Below are 17584 nucleotides of genomic sequence, written 5' to 3'. Positions count from 1 at the left end.
ACGGTCGAGCATGTCCGAAATCACCACGGTTCCAGATTCTTTGGACGGTCAACCGCCTGCCGCGAGGCATCTGCGCGGCAATCTCGGCGTCGCGTCGATCGTTTTCATGGTCGTCGCCGCTGCCGCACCGCTCGGCGTGATCGGCGGCGTGGTGCCACTGGGCATCGCGTCGGGCAACGGGGCCGGCTTTCCGGCCACCTTCATCGTGTCCACGGTGGTGCTGTTGCTGTTCGCGGTCGGCTTCACCGCCATGACTCCGCATGTCGAGGAGGCGGGCGCGTTCTTCTCGTATGTGCGCCAGGCGCTGGGCTTTCCGGTGGGCATCGGTATCGCGTTCGTCGCGCTGGTGAGCTATGTCGCGCTGGAGGCAGGCGTCTACGGTCTGCTCGGGCCCGCCGGCGCCGGGGTCGTCGAGCTGGTGGGCGGGCCGACCTTGCCGTGGTGGCTGTTCGCGGCGCTGGCTTTCGCGGTGACGACCTATCTCGGTTACCGCAACATCGAGTTGTCCAGCCGGGTCCTGGGTATTCTGCTGACCGCCGAGATCGCGATCGTGCTGGTGCTCGACCTGGTCATCGTCGCGCACGGCGGCGGCGACCACGGCCTGTCGTCGGGCATCGTCGACCCGGCCGCGATCTTCTCCGGATCGCTCGGCATCGGGCTCCTTTTCGCGATCATCAGCTACGTCGGGTTCGAGGCGACGGCCATCTTCCGCGACGAGGCCCGAGACCCGGAGCGCACCATCCCGCGCGCCACGTACGTCGCGCTGATCCTGATCGGGGTGTTCTACGCGGTGACCAGTTGGGCACTGATCTCGGGATGGGGTGACGACGACGCCATCGCCCGCGCCACCGACTCGGGCAGCACGTTCCTGGGCGACACGGCCCGGCGTTACCTCGGAGCGGTGGGCGCCGACATCATCACGGTGCTGTACCTGACGAGCCTGTTCGCGTGCATTCTGGCCTTCCACAACGTGGCGTCGCGCTATGTGTTCGCGCTGTCGCAACGCGACGTGCTGCCGGCGGCGTTGAGCAGGCCGCACGGTCGCCACGGGTCGCCGCACCTGGCGTCGTTGTGGATCTCCGGGGTGGTGGCGTTGAGCGTGCTGATCGCGATCGTGTTCGGCCTGGATCCGGCCGCGCAGTTTTATACGTGGTTCGCCGGCGCGACGACGGTCGGCGTGGTCGTACTGATGATCGCGACCAGCGTCGCGGTGCTGGTGTACTTCAGCCGGGACCGGCGCGGCTACTCACTGTGGCGGGTCAGGATCGCGCCCGCACTCGGCTTGGCCGGTCTGTCCGGTGCACTGGTGCTCATCCTCGCCAACCTCAGCGACCTCGTCGGTGGCTCCAGCGTGCTGGCCTGGGTGATCGTCGGAGTCCTGGTGAGCGCCTTCGCCGCCGGCGTCGCGATCGGAACCCGGGTGGGTCACGCGTCATGACGGTCAACGGCACTGCCGAGCGGACCACCCCGACCCCCGAGCAGGCATTGGTGCGCGGCATCGACGACGGTTCGATCACCGAGATCGAGGTGGCCTGGAGTGACCCGTTCGGGCACGCCCAGGGTAAGCGGATACCCGCCGCCGGTTTCCTCGACCGGGCCCGCGGCACCGGATTCGCCTTCTGCGAGGCGTCATTGGGGTGGAACACCGATGGCACGGTGGTCGACACCCTGCGACTGACCAACTGGGAGGCCGGCTATCCCGATGTCTACGCGATACCGGACCTGACGACGTTCCGGCCGTTGCCGTGGCGCCCGAGGGCCGCGCACACGATCTCCGACATCGTCGCTCATGACCGTCGGCCGTCGCTGTTGGATCCGCGGGCGACGCTCAAGCGGGTGCTGGCTCAACTCGCCGCCCTCGGTTACACCGCCAAGGTGGGCGTGGAGCTCGAGTTCTATCTGCTCGACCCGGATGGTTCGGCGTTCCAGCCGGATATTCACGCCTACTCCCTCGAGAACGCGAACGCGCTGGATCCGTTGCTCGGCGATCTGCACGACACGCTGAGTGTCTTCACTCGATTGGAGGGCATCGAGACCGAATACGGCCCGGGTCAGGTCGAGGCGAATCTGATCTACACCGATGCATTGGAGGCTGCCGACGATGCGGCCCGGTTGAAGTACGCGGCCAAGGAGGTCGCACGAAAACACGGCAAGATCGCCAGTTTCATGCCCAAGCCGTTCACCGAGCACTCGGGAAGTTCGGCACACCTGCACATCTCGTTGTGGCGTGACGGCATCCCCGCATTCGCTCCGGTCGACGGTACCGAGAACGAGCTGGCGCTGTTCGCGATCGCCGGGCTACTCGAGCATCTGCCGTCGATCACGTTGTTCGGGGCGCACTCGGTCAACGCCTACCGGCGTTTCGCGCCCGATTCGTTCGCGCCCGCGACTGTGACCTGGAGCCGCGACAACCGCAGCGCCGCCGTACGGTCGCTGGTCGAGTCGAGCCCATCCGCGACTCGCATCGAATTACGCAGCGGTGCTTCGGATTCCAATCCGTACTGGTTGATCGCCGCTGCGCTGGCCGCGGTGATTGCCGGCATCAGGGCCAAACGCACGCCGCCGGATGCCGAGGGCGGAAACCTCTACGGCAAAGGCATTCCGCTGCCGGAATCGCTCGGTACGGCAATAGCACTCGCAGCGCATGACGACACCATCACCGAGATCCTCGGTGCGGACTCCGTACACGACTTCGCGGCGATCGCGCGCAGCGAGTGGCTGGCGTACACACAGGAGGTCAGCGACTGGGAACGCAGGCGCTACCTGGTGAACTCATGACGTCGACCACTGAACGAGCCAAAACGGAGCCCGATTCGCAACAGCCGCTGGGCGGTTCGGTGACCGACCGCCTGGGCCGCGTGCCCGCCATCCTCGACGACCTGCGTGACGGTGACGCCGCCGCCGAACGCGATCGCGTGCTGCAGTACGAGGCGGTGGGTCGGCTGCGAGCGGCCGGTCTGCTCAACCTGCGGGTGCCCGCACGCTACGGCGGTCCAGGTGGGAGCGTCCGGGATGTGCTCGCGGTTGTCATCGAGATCGCACGTGCCAGCTCGAACGTCGCTCAGGCCCTGCGAGCGCATTTCGGATATTCGGAGAGATTGCTCAGCAACCGAGCCACCGAGGCCGAACGGCTTCGCTGGTTCGCGCGGATCAACGAGGGTCTCGTGTTCGGCAACGCCATCACGGATGGCACGGGGAGTGCCCCGTCGAGCGCCGACACCACGGTGCTGGCCGACGCCGACGGCGTTCTGCGGCTCAACGGATACAAGTTCTATTCGAACGGGCTCGCTGTTCGCCGATGTCATCGCGGTGTCGGCCGTCGATGCCGACGGCCAGGATATGCAGGCTGTCGTACCCACCGATCGCCCCGGCGTCGAGTTGTTCGACGACTGGGACGGGTTCGGGCAACGGATGACCGCGAGCGGCGGAACCCGCTTCAGCGACGTGCAGGTGCATCCTGACGAGGTCACGACGGTGTCGGATGGCAGTCACCTCGGCCACGGCACCACGTTCCTGCAGTTGTATTTGGCGGCGGTCACGGCAGGGATCGCCCAACGTGTGCTCGATGACGCGGTGGCTTACGTCCGGGGCAAGGCGAGGCCCGCCGCGCACTCGCTCGCCGACACCGCCGCACGAGATCCGTTCGTGTTACAGGCCGTCGGCGATATCGCCGCCGATGCGGCCGCGGCGGGCGCGCTGGTGCTTTCCGCTGCCGACGCGATCGACGCTGTGGTGGACGGGGAGCTTCAACACGACGGGCAGGCACTGGCAGATCTGGCGATCACCGTCGCCAGGGCCCAGGTGGTAGCCGAACGGCTGACGTTGTCGGCGGCCGAGCGCCTATTCGACACGGGGGGTGCGTCGGCGACCGCCCGGGCGTTGAACCTCGACCGACACTGGCGCAATGCGCGCACGGTCGCCAGCCACAACCCGCTGGTCTATAAGGCGTACGCGGCCGGCGACTACGCCGTCAACGGGACCTGGCCGCCGGCCAACGGATACTTCTGAAGCAACACATCGGCCGAACCCGCCAAATGTGAACGCGTCCGGATCGATAATCGGCTTCGGGTACCGACGACGATCAGGGGGCCCGGATGAAGCTGATGGCAGTGTTCTGCACGCTGGCCGGTTTACTGACCGTACTCGTGGCCTGCGGACAGTCCGACGATTCGGTTCGCGGCACCGGAACCGCGATCCTCACGGCGAGCCCGACGACCGAACCGGCCTCGGATGGGCCCACCATCACGATCGAGGGCATGGGGTTCAGCGGCGGGCTCACCGTTGCTCCGGGCACGCAGATCACGATCGTCAACAATGACGAGGTCGAGCACTCGGTGACCGCGCGCACCGGTGATGCATTCGACGTGCATGTCGACGGTAAGCAGCGCGCAACTCTCACCGCGCCCTCGGAACCGGGGGAGTACGCGTTCTATTGCGTCTACCATCCCGCGATGATCGGGACGCTGACGGTCAGCTGACCGTCGCCGCGGTCCGCGGCGCGTAACGCAACACCGCGGCGACACCGTCGGCAGGCGATTGACCCTCGGCCGCGCCGATCAGTTCTGCGCCGATCGAGACCGCGGCCAACGGCAGCGCTTCGTCGGCTCGCAGCGTGTGTGTCGGCGCGGCGCCCAGCTCGGACAGCACATTGGCGTTAGGGGCCACGGTCGCGAGGTCGTCGGAGGCCACGACGGTTGCATCGCCGATGCTGCCGACGATCAACGTCTCGACCGCACCTTCCCGCAGTGCGGCGCACACCCCGTTCAAACCCTCGGTCGCCATGCCGGAGTGGCGCCCGAGCTCTGCCGAAAAGCGTTGCGCCGCCGCGTTGATCGCGTCGGCGTGGCGTCGTTGCAGGTGCTCGCCGATCGCATCGTGCAAATGCTCGCGGTCGAATCCGCTGTGCCGGGCGCCGACCTGGAGCTGCACCAGCCGTTCGGACACGCGGTCGGGCAGGGCGGCGGCGAAGTCGCTGCGCGATTGCACCTCACCCACGACGAACACGAGTTCGGGCGCCTCCTCGTCGACGATCGCGGTGACGCGGTCGGCCGCGGCGCGGATGTTCTTCGAGCGGCTTTCCTCGGTGCGTGGTTGGGGGTCCCCGTAGCCGGGTGTTTCGGCTCCACTGGCCTTGTGCACGGGGTAGCCCTCGCCTTCGACGGTGTGTGTGGTCACCGTGCCGTCGCGGTGCAGTTCGATATCGGCGCCCGCGTGGTCGACGATGGCCACGAGGTAGGTGGGTTGCTCAATGCCGTGCGCGAGCACCGGCACGATGTAGGGCAGTTCGGAGACGCGAACCACCGGCGGGCCGTCCGCGCGGCTCACACGCTCGTCGACCAGCACACCGTCGGCGTTCGCGACGACAACGCGCCCGCCCCGCCCGACCGGGGCCGGAATCGCCGTGACGGCCTCGGCCAACCGGTCGATCAAATCCGGCCCGGCGCCCTGTCGCGCGAGTTCCTCGGCCATCCCGCGCCATTTCAGGTCGGTCTGTGCGGCCGCGTCCTCGGTGTCATGGGAATCGTCGAAGTAGATCGATCCGTAAGGCCCCGTTGCCGTCAGCAGGGTTCGGAAGTGTTCGGAGTGCATGATCCTCCGTCCTCTAGATGTACAGCTCTGAATGGAGTGCCCCGCCGACGGCCGGACAAACCACCGCTACCCGAGTAGCTCGCGGACCAGCGTCTCGCCGAGCCAGTCGGCGAATCGACGCACGGTCCAGCCGCGCTCCCGCACCAGGCGATCGAACAGCACGGGATCCGTCGCGAGCCAGGCGACGTCGATGGCGTCGCCTGGGCGGCGGTGTGCGGTCAGCGCGTTACGCTCGCGCAGGTGCTTGACGACCCGGCGGGCCCCGTCCAAACGCTGCCGGTGCAGTTCGGCAAGCAGGCGGGCCGCGTCGGGATCCTCGTCGGCGGCGATTTCGACGGCGCGAAACAGTCGTGCGGTGCGTACGTCGATATCGGCGAGCAGCCGCGCCCAGCCGCGAAGAAGTCGCACCGGGTCGTCGAGGTCGAACAGTCGCGTGATCGGGTCACGGTCGGCGAGGCCGACGGGTTGGTCGTCGCCGGCGACCGCCCAGTCCACGGCGAGTTTCAACAGGTCGACCTTTCCGCCGGCCGAACTGAACACGGTTTTGCGGCTCACCCCGGCCGCGGCTGCAACCGCGTCGATGGTCGTGGCGCGATAGCCGTGTTCGACGAACAGCCGCGCGGCGGCGGCCACCACGGCGCGCCGGGTCTCGGCCGCCTGCGCCGCGCGCAGCTCCGACCGGTAGGGCCGCTTGACAGTGTCGACCATTCAGGTGACTCTTGGTGTAGTCATTACATGACAATCTACCTGAAATGAGTTGAATGCGGATCGTCATCGTCGGGGCCGGGCCGGTCGGACTTTTCTGTGCCATCGCGCTGGCCGACCGGAACCACCAGATCACCGTCGTCGACCGCGACGGCGGACCGCCGCCACACGGTCCGTGGGTGCGTAAGGGCGTGATGCAGTTTCACCACGCACACACTTTTCGCAGCCAGGTCGTCGATGCGCTCCGCGCCGAAATGCCGGACGTCCTCGACGATCTCGCGGCGCGTGGTGCAGAGGTCGCCGTGGGCCCGAACGGACAGACCGCCGCGTTGCTGTGTCGGCGGTCGACGTTCGAGTACGCATTGCGTGCAGCCGCAGCGGCACATCCGGATGTCGTCGTACACGCCGGGCACGTCGACCGCGTCGTGATGGAGAACGGCCGTGCCGTCGCGGTCGCTTCGGGTGACAACCGGCTCGCCGCCGACCTGATCGTCGACGCGTCGGGCCGGGCCAGTCGCTTCACCCGGAGCCTGCGGCCCCCGGCCGAGGGAGGCGACTGCGGTGCCGTCTACGTCACCCGGCAGTACCGCCTACATCCCAATGCCCAACGGGGGCCGGTGAACTCGCCGATCGGGCTGTCGCTCAGTTATCCCGGCTATCTCGCGATCGCCTTCCTGCACGACAACGGCACGTTCTCGGTCACCATCAACCATGACGGATCCGATCCTCGACTGCGCGGCCTGCGCGAGGCAGGCGCCTTCGAAACCTCGGTTCTGGCGATTCCCGGGCTCGCGGAATGGGTGGACCCCACCCGGTCGCACCCGATCACGCCGGTGCTGCCGGGCGGCCGGCTCTACAACAGCTATCGCGGCCAGCTCGACGAGACCGGACGGCCCGTCTTACCGGGGTTGATCTCGGTGGGCGACGCGGTCTGTACCACCACGCCGTTGGCGGGCCGCGGGGTCGCGCTCGGATTGCTGCAGGCCCGCGCGCTGGTGAGTGCCGTCGAGCGGTGTGGAGTCGATATCTCCAGTGCCACAGCCGAGTTCGACGCGTGGTGCGTCGGCAACATCAAACCGTGGTTTGCCGACCACGTGGTCGCCGATGCCGACCGGATACGACGGTGGTCGGGCGGTGACGTCGATGTGAGCCGGCGCTTGCCTTCGGATCTGATCGTCGCGGCCGCGGCGGCCGATCCGGGCCTGTGGGCCATCATCGAGCCATATGCGCACATGACCGCACTGCCGGACACCCTGCTCGCGGCCGAACCACGTGCCAGGCAGCTGTACGCGAGCGGCTGGCGCCCGGATGTCCCGCCCGGGCCGTCGCGCGACGAACTGGCGGCGATCTGCGCCGAGCGTGCCGCCTAGCGCCAGGCGACGGGCAACCGTTTGATGCCGTGAATGAATGCCGACTGCAACCGGTCCGGTTCCTCGGTGACGGCGATCGCAGGCAGTTGGCGGTGCAGTTCCTCGAACGCCACGGTGATCTCCCGCCGCGCGAGATTGGCGCCGAGGCAGAAATGCGCTCCGCCGCCACCGAATCCGACATGCGGATTGGGATGGCGCCGCACGTCGAACCGCCACGGATCGGCGAACTTCGACTCATCGCGATTGGCCGTGCCGTACCAGAGGGTGACCTTGTCACCGGCAGCAAGCGGAACTCCGCCCAGTTCGGTGTCCCGCGTCACGGTGCGGCGCATATAGCTCACCGGCGAGGCCCACCGCACAATCTCTTCGACGGCTGTCGGCGCGACTTCGTCATAGGCCGACCACCATTCGTCGCGCTGATCCGGGTAGCGGGTGAGTGCGAGGACGCCGTGACTGATGGCGTTGCGCGTCGTCTCGTTGCCCGCCACGACGAGCAGGATGAAGAACGATGCCACCTCGGCCGAAGTCAGCCGCTCGCCTTCCACCTCGGCCTGCACCAAGCTGGTCGTGAGGTCGTCTGCGGGCAGCGCCCGACGCTCATCCGCCAGCGCGGTCGCATAGGCACCGATCTCCATGGCGACAGCGATGAACTCGTTGAAGTCGGTGGTCAGATCCGGATCGCCGAAGCCGAGAATAACGTTGGTCCAATGGAAGATCCGCTGATGGTCGTCCTCGGGGATTCCCATCATGTCGCAGATGATCTGGAGCGGCAGGGGCCCGGCGAGTTCGGTCACCAGTTCGGCGTGGCCGTCGGGGTTGTGCGACACCATATCGGCGACGAGCCGGCGCGCGCGGTCCCGCACGGAATCCTCGATGAGGGCAAGCACTCTGGGCGTGAACGCGCTGCGAACGATGTTGCGCAGGCGCGTGTGGCGCGGATCGTCCATCGCGATCATCGACCCGAAATACTCTGCCAGTTCCGGGGTTTGGTCGCCGATGGTGATGCCGGCGGCGGAGCTGAAGATCTCGGGATGGCGGCTCGCGTAGAACACGTCGTCGTAGCGGGTGACCGCCCAGTGGCCGTTTCCCTGCGGGAAGCCCACCTGCTCGAACGCGGGTTGGAACGAGATCGGCGCCTGGGCGCGCAGCGTCGTGAACGCCCCGTCCCTGATGTCGTCGTCCAGCGCCCAGAAGTCCCATGACCCGAGGTTGATGTCGGACAGCGGCACGTCAGGCGGCGGTGCGATACCCACACCGCCAGGGTAGGGGCGAATCCGATTCGCCGGGCCCGATCAGGACACGGTCAACGACCGAAGCCGCGGCCACATCGACTGCCACGGTTGCTGCCTACCGGTCAGCAGGTAAATGTGCATGTCGTCACCGACGGCTCCGACAGTGCGGACAGTCGTGAAGTAGGGACGAACCGCGTCGGGCTCCGAACCGACGTAGAGCACCGAGTCGACGGAGTCGGGCGGAGGATCGAAATAGCCGTAGCTGCGGTTCGGGCTGTAGGCGGCAGGCAGTCCGTACGTGGTCGCGTAACCGTCGAGGTAAGCGGCAACGATGTAGGACTCGCCCATCACCGCGGTGTGGTCGCGTTGATGGCCCGCCAGCGCCCGATAGGCCTGCGCCGTCCGACGTGCGATCTGCTCGCCGTCGTCGGAGCGCGTGATCTGCACCGATAACACCAGGATCGCGACCGCTGTCGCCACCGCGAGCCCGATCACCGACCGGCCCAGCCAACGCCGCCGCGGCTGCCGTGACTCGCGTCGGCGCTGCAGGCCGACCGCCCCGGCGGCCGCGAGCGGTGCATACAGCCCGGCGAGGTAGTACGGACGGCCCTGCGTGACGACGAACAGCACGTACAGCAACACGGCGGTGGCGAGCAGGAACCGGTAGTCGCGCAGTTGTGCCACGCGCAGCAGTTGCCACGCGCCATAGCCGCCGAGAACCATGCCGAGCACCCCGGCGTAGACGATCAGCTGCACCGCGATACCGGCGCGTCCGGCGTAGAGGGCGTCGGCTTCGCCCGCCACAACGGTGATCATCTGCAATTGCGGCCAGCCGTGCGCGTGCTGCCACAGCAGTGTCGGCGCCGCGATCACGGCCGCGATGAGCGCACCCGCCCACAGCGCCGGACGGCGCAGCAGCTCGCGGGGGCCGAGCACCGCCACGCACACGAGTAACACCGCGCACAGCAGCACCACTTGAAACTTCGTCATCGCCGCAACGCCGACCGCCACACCGCATGCCGGCAGAAGCCGGTCGTCGCGAACCCGGATCCAACGGACCAGCAACCACACGATGAGCAGCCACTGCATGGGCTCGAGGGTGTAGGGCGTCAGCCAATGCCCGGTCAGCGTCGTCCACAGGGCCGTGGCCTGCGCCGCGGCGGTCAGCGTCTGGGCGCGCCGGTCGCCGCCGAGCTCGCGGGCGATCAGGCCGGCCAACACCACTGCGCCCGCCGTCGCCACAACGGCGGGCAGGCGCATGGCGAACACGGAACCTGGGGCGACCGCGTCGAGCAGCGCGGCCAGTGCAGGCGTGACGGGAGGCTGATCGGCCGAGCCCCAGTCCAGGTGATGGCGGCCGATGGCCAGCATGTACACCTCGTCGAACCAGTAACCCGTTCCCAACAGCGCTGCGGCACAAAGAGCTAACGCCGTCAAGGCCGCGATCGGCAGAATGCTCGCCGCAGCGAACACCGGTGTCGGTCGCGTCGATTCGTCGACACGTAGGTCCGCCATCCGCCCCAGGTTAGCCCGGACCGCCGGAGCCGCCGGCGAGTAACGCGCCGGTGTTGCCTGCCGATAACTCATCGGGGTGAACGTCTCGCCGCGTGGTGTCGCAAGACGTTGCGGCGCCGTGCCATTGGGGGATGGCCGGCGCCAGGGTCACCACAGTAGGAGGTAGTGGATGAATACGCGCAAGACGTTGCGCACGGCCGTGGCGGCGACGCTGACGGTCGGTGCGCTCGGATTCGGCGTCACGGCGTTCGGTTCACCGGTGGCTTCGGCAAGCCCGATCGCGCCGGCTCCGCTCAAGCCAGGACACGGCAACGACGATTGCTTCCCGTTCTGTGACCGCGGGCCAGGTCGCGATTTCGATCGCGGCCACTGGAAGGACGACCACTGGGACGACAAGGGACCCTGGTGGGCCAACAACCGGCACGACTGGTGGGACGACCGTAAGGGTCCGCCACCGTGGGGTTGGGGACCACCGCCGCCGGTGCATTGGAACGGTCCGTTGCCGCCGACGATCAACTACTGGGGATACAACCTGAATCCCGTCTGGGACAACGGTTTCCGCCAGTGGGGCGTGTGGTTCTTCGGAGTCTGGGTCCCGATCTTCGGGGTGGGCTTCCGTTAAGCCGCGTCCGACTCCACGACGGCCTTGATGCGTTCGAGCGTCTTGCGCATGTCGCGGATGTTGCGTCGTTTGCGCAGCGGGCCGGCCACCGCCCAGAACAGCCGGTTCGGCACTGATTCGCTGAGCCGGAACGATTCTGTGACGTCGGTGCCGTCGGCCCGCTGCGTGAACCGGTAGTGCCAGTTGTTGATCGGCTTGTCGCCGAGCAGCACGGCGAAGCCGAACTCTCGGCCCGGATCGCAGGCCGTGACCCGGCACGTCGTCCAGTACACGGGCCCGATCTCGTTGCGCTTCACATGACCGCGGAACCGGGCGCCGAGGGCCGGGCCCGCGGCGCCGTCGAGCCATTCGGCCTCCATCACCTCGGGCGAGAATCGGCCGGTGTTGCGCACGTCGGCGACTAGATCCCAGATTCGTTCGGCCGGCGCGGCTATCGACACCGTGACTGAGGCATGCATGGGGTCACAGTATTCGTGATGTGCGTGCCCGCCCAGAGTGGTGTGCGGGTCAGCCGCTTTCGCGGTTGTCGTAATCGGCTTCGGCATCGTCCAGATCGTGGCGCACGACGCGCACCCGGCCGTGCGGCAGGCAGGCCGCATAGCCGTGGTGTTTCCCGTAGAGCTCCCATGACGTTCGGCGATCGTCGGGGCGCACGTCGATGCGGTGGCCGTCGGAGAACGTCAGGTGCAGACCACCCGTGTCGTCCCAGTCGGCGTGGGTGCAGCGTTGTCCTGCGAAGTCGAACAGCGGGCGAACCTCATCGGTCAACGCTCTCGGGTCGATCGACACCACCTCCGAATCGTCGTGTTCGGTCGCGGGCAACGTCAGCTCGAACGGCACCGCGACGACGAGTTCGTTGTAGTCATTCAGGTTGAGTACCAGCCCGTCGCGAAACATGATCCGCTGGACCAAGCAACCCTCAATCCATTGTTCGGTCATTTTCTTACTCTGAACCGCTGACAGACCGGGCACAAGAGGCGGCCTGACGGTGTTGGCACTGGGTATGGCACGCACAGGAGATGTTCGATGAAGGTCCGGTTCGGCGTCGGACTCGGCGCAGACACGGGACCGGAGGCGTTGGGTGGCATCGTCGATGAGCTGGAGAGCGCCGGGGTGGACTCGGTCTGGTTCTCCGAACTCGTCTACACGCCTGCGGTGGACCCGTTCATCGGCATGGCCTACGCGCTGGCCCGCACCACCCGGTTGAAGGTCGGGACATCGGTCGCGATCCTGCCCGGACGCCATCCCGTCCTGGTCGCCAAACAGCTTGCGTCCCTTGCGGCGCTCGCGCCCAAGCGCGTGCTGCCGGTGTTCGGACTCCAGTCGGCACTGACCGCCGAGCGGGCGGTGTTCGCGGTGCCACCGGGGCGTCGGGCAGCGGTGTTCGACGAATCGTTGCAGCTGCTGCGGGCGGTCCTACGGCAGCGCGACGTCTCGTTCGAGGGCGAGTTCTTCAGCGTGCCCGCCGCAGATGTCCAGCCGCTTCCCGCGCATCCGCTCGACATCTGGCTGGGCGGCTCGGCACCGTCGGCACTGACCCGGATCGGCAGATTCGGCGACGGCTGGCTCGGGAGCTTCCTCACGCCGCCCGAAGCGGCCGCGGCACGACAGCGGATCGAGCGCGCGGCAGAGGCCGCGGGGCGCGCGGTCGAACCGGACCACTACGGCATCAGCCTCGCGGTCGCGGACGGCCGGCTGCCCGCCGATACGGTCGCGGCGGTGCGCCGCCGCAGACCCGACGTGGACCCGGCAGAGCTCATCGCCACGGACTGGCCGGCACTGCACCGCCAACTCGACGCCTACCTGGCCGCCGGACTGACGAAATTCGTCATCCGTGCGGCCGGACCGACTGATCGCGACGGGTTCCTGGCGCGGTTCGTCGAGGAACTCCTGCCTCGCCAGAACTGAAGGTGTGCAAACGGGCGACGGGTGAACCCTACGGTGCCTAACGTCGTGTCAGGGGAGTGCGAACACCGCACGCGCGCCGAGCCCTGAGCAAAGGAGATGGTGCCATGAGCATGCGATTCCCGAGGCTGCGCAAACCGTTCACGATCGGCCTCACCGGGGTGTTGTCCGCGACAGCGGTCGCGTTGGCCCTGATGGCCGCACCCGCCGCGGTTGCCGACGACCGCTTGCAGTTCACCGGCACGACGCTGTCGGGTGCGCCGTTCGACGGGGCCAGTTTGGCGGGCCGGCCCGCGGTGCTGTGGTTCTGGACGCCGTGGTGCCCGTTCTGCAACGCGGAGGCGCCGTCGGTGAGCCGGGTGGCGGCCGCAAATCCACAGGTCGCGTTCGTCGGTATCGCCGCACGTTCCGACGTCGCCGCGATGCAGGGCTTCGTCGACAAATACAACCTCGGCTTTCCCAATCTGAACGACGCGGACGGATCGATCTGGGCCAGGTACAACGTGCCGTGGCAGCCCGCCTACGTGTTCTACCGCTCCGACGGATCCTCGACGTTCGTCAACAACCCGACGTCGGCGATGTCGCAACAGGAACTGGCCGACCGGGTGGCCGCACTCGGCGGCTGATCCGGGCGTGGAGCAAGATCTGCTCGGGTTGGCGTTCGGCGCGGGCATGGTGGCCGCACTGAATCCGTGCGGATTCGCGATGCTGCCCGCCTACCTCGCGCTGGTGGTGCGCGGCGAAACCACGACGGGAACGCCCGCGGCGCTGGGGCGTGCGCTGCTGGCAACGGTCTCGATGGCGGCCGGTTTCGTGGCGGTGTTCGCCACTTTCGGCGCCCTGACGATCGCGGCCGCCTCGACCGTGCAACGCTATCTGCCCTACATCACCGTGGTGATCGGCCTGATCCTGATCGGGCTGGGCTGTTGGCTGCTGGCCGGTCGGCATCTGAGGCTTCTGGTCCCGAAAGCCCTGACGCGCAACCGATCATGGGCGCCGACCGCACGCCTCGGCTCGATGCTGGGGTACGGCGTCGGCTATGCGCTGGCCTCATTGTCGTGCACCGTCGGCCCGTTTCTGGCGGTGACCGGTGCCGGGCTGAAATCGGCTACGCCGCTGCGCGGAGTGTCGGTGTTCGCGGCCTACGCCGCGGGTTTCGCGTTGATCGTCGGCGTGCTGGCGGCCGCGGCGGCGTTGGCGAGCACAGTCGTGGTCGACCGGATGCGCCGAATTGTCCCCTACATCAACAGGATCAGTGGTGTGCTACTGGTCGCGGTCGGCGCGTACGTCAGCTACTACGGCGTTTACGAGATCCGCCTGTTCACCCCCGCCGGAAATCCGCAGGACCCGGTCATCGCCGCGGCCGGGCGCATCCAGGGCGCGGTGGCCGGCTGGGTTCACCAGCACGGGGCATGGCCGTGGATGCTGATCCTGGCCGGGCTCGTCGTGCTTGGGCTGACGTGGCGACTGGCGATCAGATACGCCGAGAGACGACGGCGCGCACGTCCGGCCACGGTGGCCGACGCACCATAGCGGCGGTGGCCAGCGTGGCTGCCACCAAACCGATGAATTCGCCCAGTAACGCGATCCGCGTCGTGTCCACGGCGGGTACCCAGGTGGACTTGCCGCCATGTATGACGAAGACTCCGAGCGGTCGCGCCGAGACGCGGCCGTCGGCGCGGCGGCGCACCTTGCTCACGGGTATGACGGTCGACCCGTCGGGTGTCTGGTGCGGGTCACCGAATACCCGGGTCGTCTCGGGATCGACGGGCAGGTCCTCGAGCGCCTCGGGCAGCCGCATGTAGATGTCCTTCCTGTCAGCGGTCGAAATCGAGTTCGTCGTCGACCGGAACCACCATCGCCTGTTCGATGAGATCGGCTTCGCTGGCATCGGCATGGGTGGAGATACGCACCCGAACGGCGTCGAGCGTGGCGTACTCGTCCTCGTCGACCCCGGCCGGGGTCAGCTGTTCGACCGCGTCGGCTTCGGACACGACGTCGTCGAACGCGCGGTCGCCGGCTTGCGTCATGATCACCCCCGGTATGTAAATGCTCGTCCCGTCCGATTGTCCTACCTGTAATCTGGTGATTCAACGTTCTCAGGTCCATGGGGTACTGTCCGAGACCTGCACGATCGACGGGGGATGTTCCCTGGTAGTGGGGAACGCCAATTAAAGAAGCACCTTCAACTGTCAAAGGCTGCCGTGCCAGAGAAAACCACCGATTTCGTGGCTCTCGAGCCGCACTTCGAGGACGTCCAGTCCCATTACGACCTGTCCGACGAATTCTTCCGGCTGTTTCTGGATCCGACCCAGACCTACAGCTGTGCCTACTTCGAGCGTCCCGACATGACGCTGGAGGAGGCGCAGTTGGCCAAGATCGACCTGTCGCTCGGCAAACTGGGGCTGCAGCCGGGGATGACGCTGCTCGACGTCGGCTGCGGATGGGGAGCCACACTGCGGCGCGCGGTCGAGCGCTATGACGTCAACGTCGTCGGCCTGACGCTCAGCCGCAATCAGCAGGCGCACGTCGCGCGCAGCTTCGAGGAGCTCGCCACCGACCGGACCCGCCGGGTTCTGTTGGAGGGCTGGGAGAAGTTCGACGAGTCCGTGGACCGGATCGTTTCGATCGGCGCGTTCGAGCATTTCGGTGCCGACCGCTACGACGATTTCTTCTGGATGGCCTACACCGCGCTGCCCGACGACGGGGTGATGATGCTGCACACCATCGTCAAGCCCAGCGGCGAAGAGTTCGCGGCCCGCGGCCTCGCGTTGACCATGCGCCGGCTGCGGTTCTTCAAATTCATCATGGACGAGATCTTCCCCGGCGGTGAGCTTCCGTACGTCGCCCAAGTCGAGGAGCATGCTCGGCGCGCGGGCTTCCGGGTCGACCGGGTTCAGTCCCTGCGTCCGCACTACGCGCAGACGCTCGACATCTGGGCGGCCACGTTGCGCGACCGCAAAGACGAGGCGATCGCTCTGCAGTCCGAAGAGATGTACGAGCGGTACATGAAGTACCTGACCGGCTGTGCCGAACTGTTCCGCGAGGGCTACACCGACGTCTGCCAGTTCACCCTGGTCAAGTCGTCCTGACCGATCGCGCCGCGGCCGTTCAGCGGGCCGGTGGGCCCGGCTTCTCCTGCGCGGCGTCGCGCCGCCGGCCGGCCATCCCGGCCAGTGCCTCGAACACCACTCGGTGCGCGGCGTTGACGGTGAGTTCGGCGTGGTCGTAGGCCGGCGCGACCTCGACCACGTCGACGCCCGCGACGTCATGGCGGTAGCAGAGCTGCCGGACCATGCGAAGCAGGTCGGCGCTCGTGATCCCGCCGGGTTCCGGCGTCCCCGTGCCGGGTGCATGTGCCGGGTCCAGCACATCGATATCGACTGAGACATAGAGCTTTTCGGCCTTAGCGAGGGCTTCGGAGACCGCGTCGGCCATCACTTCCTTGAAACCCCGGTCCCAGATCTCCTGCATGGTGTGCCACGTCATGCCCTGTTCCAGCATCCATTCGAACGTGTCCTGCGGTGGCCAGTAACCACGCAGACCGACCTGAACGAAGTGGGTACCCGGGACCGCCCCGGATTCGATCAGCCTGCGCATCGGCGTGCCATGGCTGGCGAGATTGCCCTCGATGTTGTCAGCGGTGTCGGCATGCGCGTCGAAATGCACGATGCCCACGTTGCCGTGGCCGTGTACATCGGCCACCGCGGTCGCCGATGGCCACGTGATCGAGTGATCGCCGCCGAGCACCACCGGGACGATTCCACGCGACGCCACGGTGTGGACGCGTTCCCGGATGTTGGCGTGTGAGACGTCGGTCTGCCCGTGTGGGCAGTAGGCGTCGCCGAAATCGACCACCTCGAGCCAGTCAAAGATCTCCAAGCCGAGATCGAGGTGATAGGTGCCGGGTTCGTATGCGGTGGCGCGAATGGCCCGAGGCCCGAACCGGGCGCCGGGCCGGTTGGTGGTCGCGATGTCGAACGGTGCCCCGACGATCGCCACGTCCGGCCGCCAGGCGTCGAGCTGATCCGTCTCGGTCAGGAACGGACGGTGTCCGAACGAGACCATCCCCGAATGCGGCAGGTCGAGTTGTTCGGCGAGGCCCGGCGGCAACTCGCGGCTCGGCCTGTCCTCGTGATCCGCGCCCATGGCCCGACCCTACCGCCGTCGCCGCGACACCGGGCCGGGTCTGTCGAATCGCGCTACCTCATTGGGCGGCAACGGAACTGAGCGCACTCCGAAGTGGTTCGGGGACCGGACGTTTGGCCCAGTCTGCTGTCGACAAGACGACGTAGACGTTGCGGCCGCGCACCGCAGGTCGCTCCGGCGTGGCGGGGTTGGAACCCAGCACCGTGAAACCCAGGGCGAAGCTCGTCGTCCCGATGTGCTCGCAGCACACCGCGACCCGAACGGTGTCGCGCCACCGCACCGAGGCCAGGAAGTCGATCTCGCTGTGCACCACCTGAAGGTCGTACCCCGAGGCGATGAGTCCCGGATAGGTCACCTCCAAGTGGTCGAGCAGCCCGGTGAGCGCCTCGTCGAACCACGTGAGGTAGTGGCCGTTGAACACGACACCCTGCTGATCGATCTCGGCGTAGCGCGGAACGATCGGAAAGGTGAACCCGCCCACGTGACTGCCTCCGTTG

General features: G+C 67.4%; 21 protein-coding genes. 11 read left to right on the top strand and 10 right to left on the bottom strand.

All coding sequences use genetic code 11. The features are described 5' to 3' along the window. Positions 1–10 precede the first annotated feature (10 nt). From AWC31_RS35920 to AWC31_RS35905, 5 genes are all read left to right on the top strand, one after another. A complete protein-coding gene (locus AWC31_RS35920) occupies positions 11–1438 on the top strand; it encodes an APC family permease (protein ID WP_085150679.1) in 1428 nt (475 codons plus the stop codon). Beyond that, complete coding sequence (locus AWC31_RS35915; protein WP_085150510.1) at positions 1435–2778, top strand: glutamine synthetase family protein; 1344 nt, start codon at positions 1435–1437, stop codon at positions 2776–2778. Before AWC31_RS35920 ends, AWC31_RS35915 begins: the two co-directional genes overlap by 4 nt. Beyond that, on the top strand, positions 2775–3461 hold the full coding sequence (locus AWC31_RS38095) for an acyl-CoA dehydrogenase family protein (protein ID WP_234817120.1): 687 nt from the start codon (positions 2775–2777) through the stop codon (positions 3459–3461). Before AWC31_RS35915 ends, AWC31_RS38095 begins: the two co-directional genes overlap by 4 nt. Then, on the top strand, positions 3412–4008 hold the full coding sequence (locus AWC31_RS38090) for an acyl-CoA dehydrogenase family protein (protein ID WP_234817119.1): 597 nt from the start codon (positions 3412–3414) through the stop codon (positions 4006–4008). The genes AWC31_RS38095 and AWC31_RS38090 overlap by 50 nt, the downstream gene beginning before the upstream one ends. A gap of 86 nt (positions 4009–4094) precedes the next feature. Continuing rightward, a complete protein-coding gene (locus tag AWC31_RS35905; protein WP_067855932.1) occupies positions 4095–4478 on the top strand; it encodes a cupredoxin domain-containing protein in 384 nt (127 codons plus the stop codon). On the opposite strand, the gene AWC31_RS35900 is transcribed toward AWC31_RS35905, so the two are convergent. Then, a complete protein-coding gene (locus AWC31_RS35900) occupies positions 4471–5589 on the bottom strand; it encodes an Rv2629 family ribosome hibernation factor (protein ID WP_085150508.1) in 1119 nt (372 codons plus the stop codon). The two genes, AWC31_RS35905 and AWC31_RS35900, sit on opposite strands and share 8 nt — an antisense overlap. Positions 5590–5655: 66 nt before the next feature. Continuing rightward, entirely contained in the window at positions 5656–6297 is a 642-nt protein-coding gene (locus AWC31_RS35895; RefSeq protein ID WP_085150506.1) for a TetR/AcrR family transcriptional regulator, read from the bottom strand. Between the two features lie 53 nt (positions 6298–6350). Between AWC31_RS35895 and AWC31_RS35890 the strand changes: the two genes are divergently transcribed. Next, positions 6351–7664, top strand: coding sequence for an FAD-dependent oxidoreductase (locus tag AWC31_RS35890; protein ID WP_085150504.1), 1314 nt, complete (start codon positions 6351–6353; stop codon positions 7662–7664). Here AWC31_RS35890 and AWC31_RS35885 read toward each other — a convergent pair. Together AWC31_RS35885 and AWC31_RS35880 are read right to left on the bottom strand one after the other, a co-directional pair. Continuing rightward, positions 7661–8917, bottom strand: a complete 1257-nt coding sequence (locus AWC31_RS35885; RefSeq protein WP_085150502.1) for a cytochrome P450 — start codon at positions 8915–8917, stop codon at positions 7661–7663. The genes AWC31_RS35890 and AWC31_RS35885 overlap by 4 nt on opposite strands. A 39-nt stretch (positions 8918–8956) precedes the next feature. Continuing rightward, complete coding sequence (locus AWC31_RS35880) at positions 8957–10411, bottom strand: glycosyltransferase family 39 protein (protein WP_085150500.1); 1455 nt, start codon at positions 10409–10411, stop codon at positions 8957–8959. Positions 10412–10580: 169 nt separating this feature from the next. Between AWC31_RS35880 and AWC31_RS35875 the strand changes: the two genes are divergently transcribed. Further along, entirely contained in the window at positions 10581–11033 is a 453-nt protein-coding gene (locus tag AWC31_RS35875) for a hypothetical protein (RefSeq protein ID WP_067855917.1), read from the top strand. Here the strand turns inward: AWC31_RS35875 and AWC31_RS35870 are convergent. Continuing rightward, complete coding sequence (locus tag AWC31_RS35870) at positions 11030–11491, bottom strand: SRPBCC family protein (protein ID WP_085150498.1); 462 nt, start codon at positions 11489–11491, stop codon at positions 11030–11032. The genes AWC31_RS35875 and AWC31_RS35870 overlap by 4 nt on opposite strands. A 49-nt stretch (positions 11492–11540) precedes the next feature. Beyond that, positions 11541–11972 (bottom strand): DUF6188 family protein, encoded by a 432-nt coding sequence (locus AWC31_RS35865; RefSeq protein ID WP_067855911.1) that lies wholly within the window; start codon positions 11970–11972, stop codon positions 11541–11543. Between the two features lie 87 nt (positions 11973–12059). On the opposite strand from AWC31_RS35865, the gene AWC31_RS35860 reads away from it, so the two are divergent. The 3 genes from AWC31_RS35860 (at position 12060) to AWC31_RS35850 (ending at position 14471) form a co-directional block, all read left to right on the top strand. After that, positions 12060–12941, top strand: a complete 882-nt coding sequence (locus AWC31_RS35860; protein ID WP_085150496.1) for a TIGR03854 family LLM class F420-dependent oxidoreductase — start codon at positions 12060–12062, stop codon at positions 12939–12941. 104 nt (positions 12942–13045) lie between these two features. After that, entirely contained in the window at positions 13046–13564 is a 519-nt protein-coding gene (gene dsbE / locus AWC31_RS35855) for a disulfide bond-forming protein DsbE (protein WP_085150494.1), read from the top strand. Positions 13565–13571: 7 nt separating this feature from the next. Further along, positions 13572–14471, top strand: a complete 900-nt coding sequence (locus AWC31_RS35850; RefSeq protein WP_085150493.1) for a cytochrome c biogenesis CcdA family protein — start codon at positions 13572–13574, stop codon at positions 14469–14471. Here AWC31_RS35850 and AWC31_RS35845 read toward each other — a convergent pair. After that, entirely contained in the window at positions 14413–14739 is a 327-nt protein-coding gene (locus AWC31_RS35845) for a hypothetical protein (RefSeq protein WP_110775435.1), read from the bottom strand. The genes AWC31_RS35850 and AWC31_RS35845 overlap by 59 nt on opposite strands. Positions 14740–14755: 16 nt before the next feature. Continuing rightward, positions 14756–14968, bottom strand: coding sequence for an Rv3202a family protein (locus AWC31_RS35840; protein ID WP_085150677.1), 213 nt, complete (start codon positions 14966–14968; stop codon positions 14756–14758). Positions 14969–15142: 174 nt separating this feature from the next. Between AWC31_RS35840 and AWC31_RS35835 the strand changes: the two genes are divergently transcribed. Then, the gene (locus AWC31_RS35835; RefSeq protein WP_085150491.1) at positions 15143–16030 is read left to right on the top strand and encodes a cyclopropane mycolic acid synthase family methyltransferase; all 888 of its coding nucleotides are present in this window, start codon (positions 15143–15145) and stop codon (positions 16028–16030) included. Between the two features lie 19 nt (positions 16031–16049). Here the strand turns inward: AWC31_RS35835 and speB are convergent, their stop codons facing one another. Both speB and AWC31_RS35825 read right to left on the bottom strand, forming a co-directional pair. Beyond that, positions 16050–17087, bottom strand: a complete 1038-nt coding sequence (speB, locus tag AWC31_RS35830; RefSeq protein ID WP_085150489.1) for an agmatinase — start codon at positions 17085–17087, stop codon at positions 16050–16052. Positions 17088–17145: 58 nt separating this feature from the next. After that, positions 17146–17568: an acyl-CoA thioesterase gene (locus tag AWC31_RS35825; protein WP_067855890.1), complete on the bottom strand. Its 423-nt coding sequence runs from the start codon at positions 17566–17568 to the stop codon at positions 17146–17148. Positions 17569–17584: the final 16 nt, after the last annotated feature.

Origin of the sequence: Mycolicibacterium wolinskyi, assembly GCF_002101965.1 — a bacterium.
GTDB classification, from domain to species: domain Bacteria; phylum Actinomycetota; class Actinomycetes; order Mycobacteriales; family Mycobacteriaceae; genus Mycobacterium; species Mycobacterium wolinskyi.
The sequence above is the reverse complement of the archived record's forward strand: the minus strand, read 5'-3'. Positions and strand labels throughout refer to the sequence as shown.

Excerpts from the sequence above, each read along its gene's own strand:
- speB (WP_085150489.1), bottom strand. The coding sequence starts at position 17,087 with ATGGGCGCGGATCACGAGGACAGGCCGAGCCGCGAGTTGCCGCCGGGC.
- AWC31_RS35870 (WP_085150498.1), bottom strand. The coding sequence starts at position 11,491 with ATGCATGCCTCAGTCACGGTGTCGATAGCCGCGCCGGCCGAACGAATC.
- AWC31_RS35845 (WP_110775435.1), bottom strand. The coding sequence starts at position 14,739 with ATGCGGCTGCCCGAGGCGCTCGAGGACCTGCCCGTCGATCCCGAGACG.
- AWC31_RS35840 (WP_085150677.1), bottom strand. The coding sequence starts at position 14,968 with ATGACGCAAGCCGGCGACCGCGCGTTCGACGACGTCGTGTCCGAAGCC.
- AWC31_RS35905 (WP_067855932.1), top strand. The coding sequence starts at position 4,095 with ATGAAGCTGATGGCAGTGTTCTGCACGCTGGCCGGTTTACTGACCGTA.
- AWC31_RS38095 (WP_234817120.1), top strand. The coding sequence starts at position 2,775 with ATGACGTCGACCACTGAACGAGCCAAAACGGAGCCCGATTCGCAACAG.
- AWC31_RS35915 (WP_085150510.1), top strand. The coding sequence starts at position 1,435 with ATGACGGTCAACGGCACTGCCGAGCGGACCACCCCGACCCCCGAGCAG.
- AWC31_RS35890 (WP_085150504.1), top strand. The coding sequence starts at position 6,351 with ATGCGGATCGTCATCGTCGGGGCCGGGCCGGTCGGACTTTTCTGTGCC.
- AWC31_RS35895 (WP_085150506.1), bottom strand. The coding sequence starts at position 6,297 with ATGGTCGACACTGTCAAGCGGCCCTACCGGTCGGAGCTGCGCGCGGCG.
- AWC31_RS35900 (WP_085150508.1), bottom strand. The coding sequence starts at position 5,589 with ATGCACTCCGAACACTTCCGAACCCTGCTGACGGCAACGGGGCCTTAC.
- AWC31_RS35880 (WP_085150500.1), bottom strand. The coding sequence starts at position 10,411 with ATGGCGGACCTACGTGTCGACGAATCGACGCGACCGACACCGGTGTTC.
- dsbE (WP_085150494.1), top strand. The coding sequence starts at position 13,046 with ATGAGCATGCGATTCCCGAGGCTGCGCAAACCGTTCACGATCGGCCTC.
- AWC31_RS38090 (WP_234817119.1), top strand. The coding sequence starts at position 3,412 with ATGACCGCGAGCGGCGGAACCCGCTTCAGCGACGTGCAGGTGCATCCT.
- AWC31_RS35860 (WP_085150496.1), top strand. The coding sequence starts at position 12,060 with ATGAAGGTCCGGTTCGGCGTCGGACTCGGCGCAGACACGGGACCGGAG.
- AWC31_RS35865 (WP_067855911.1), bottom strand. The coding sequence starts at position 11,972 with ATGACCGAACAATGGATTGAGGGTTGCTTGGTCCAGCGGATCATGTTT.
- AWC31_RS35920 (WP_085150679.1), top strand. The coding sequence starts at position 11 with ATGTCCGAAATCACCACGGTTCCAGATTCTTTGGACGGTCAACCGCCT.
- AWC31_RS35875 (WP_067855917.1), top strand. The coding sequence starts at position 10,581 with ATGAATACGCGCAAGACGTTGCGCACGGCCGTGGCGGCGACGCTGACG.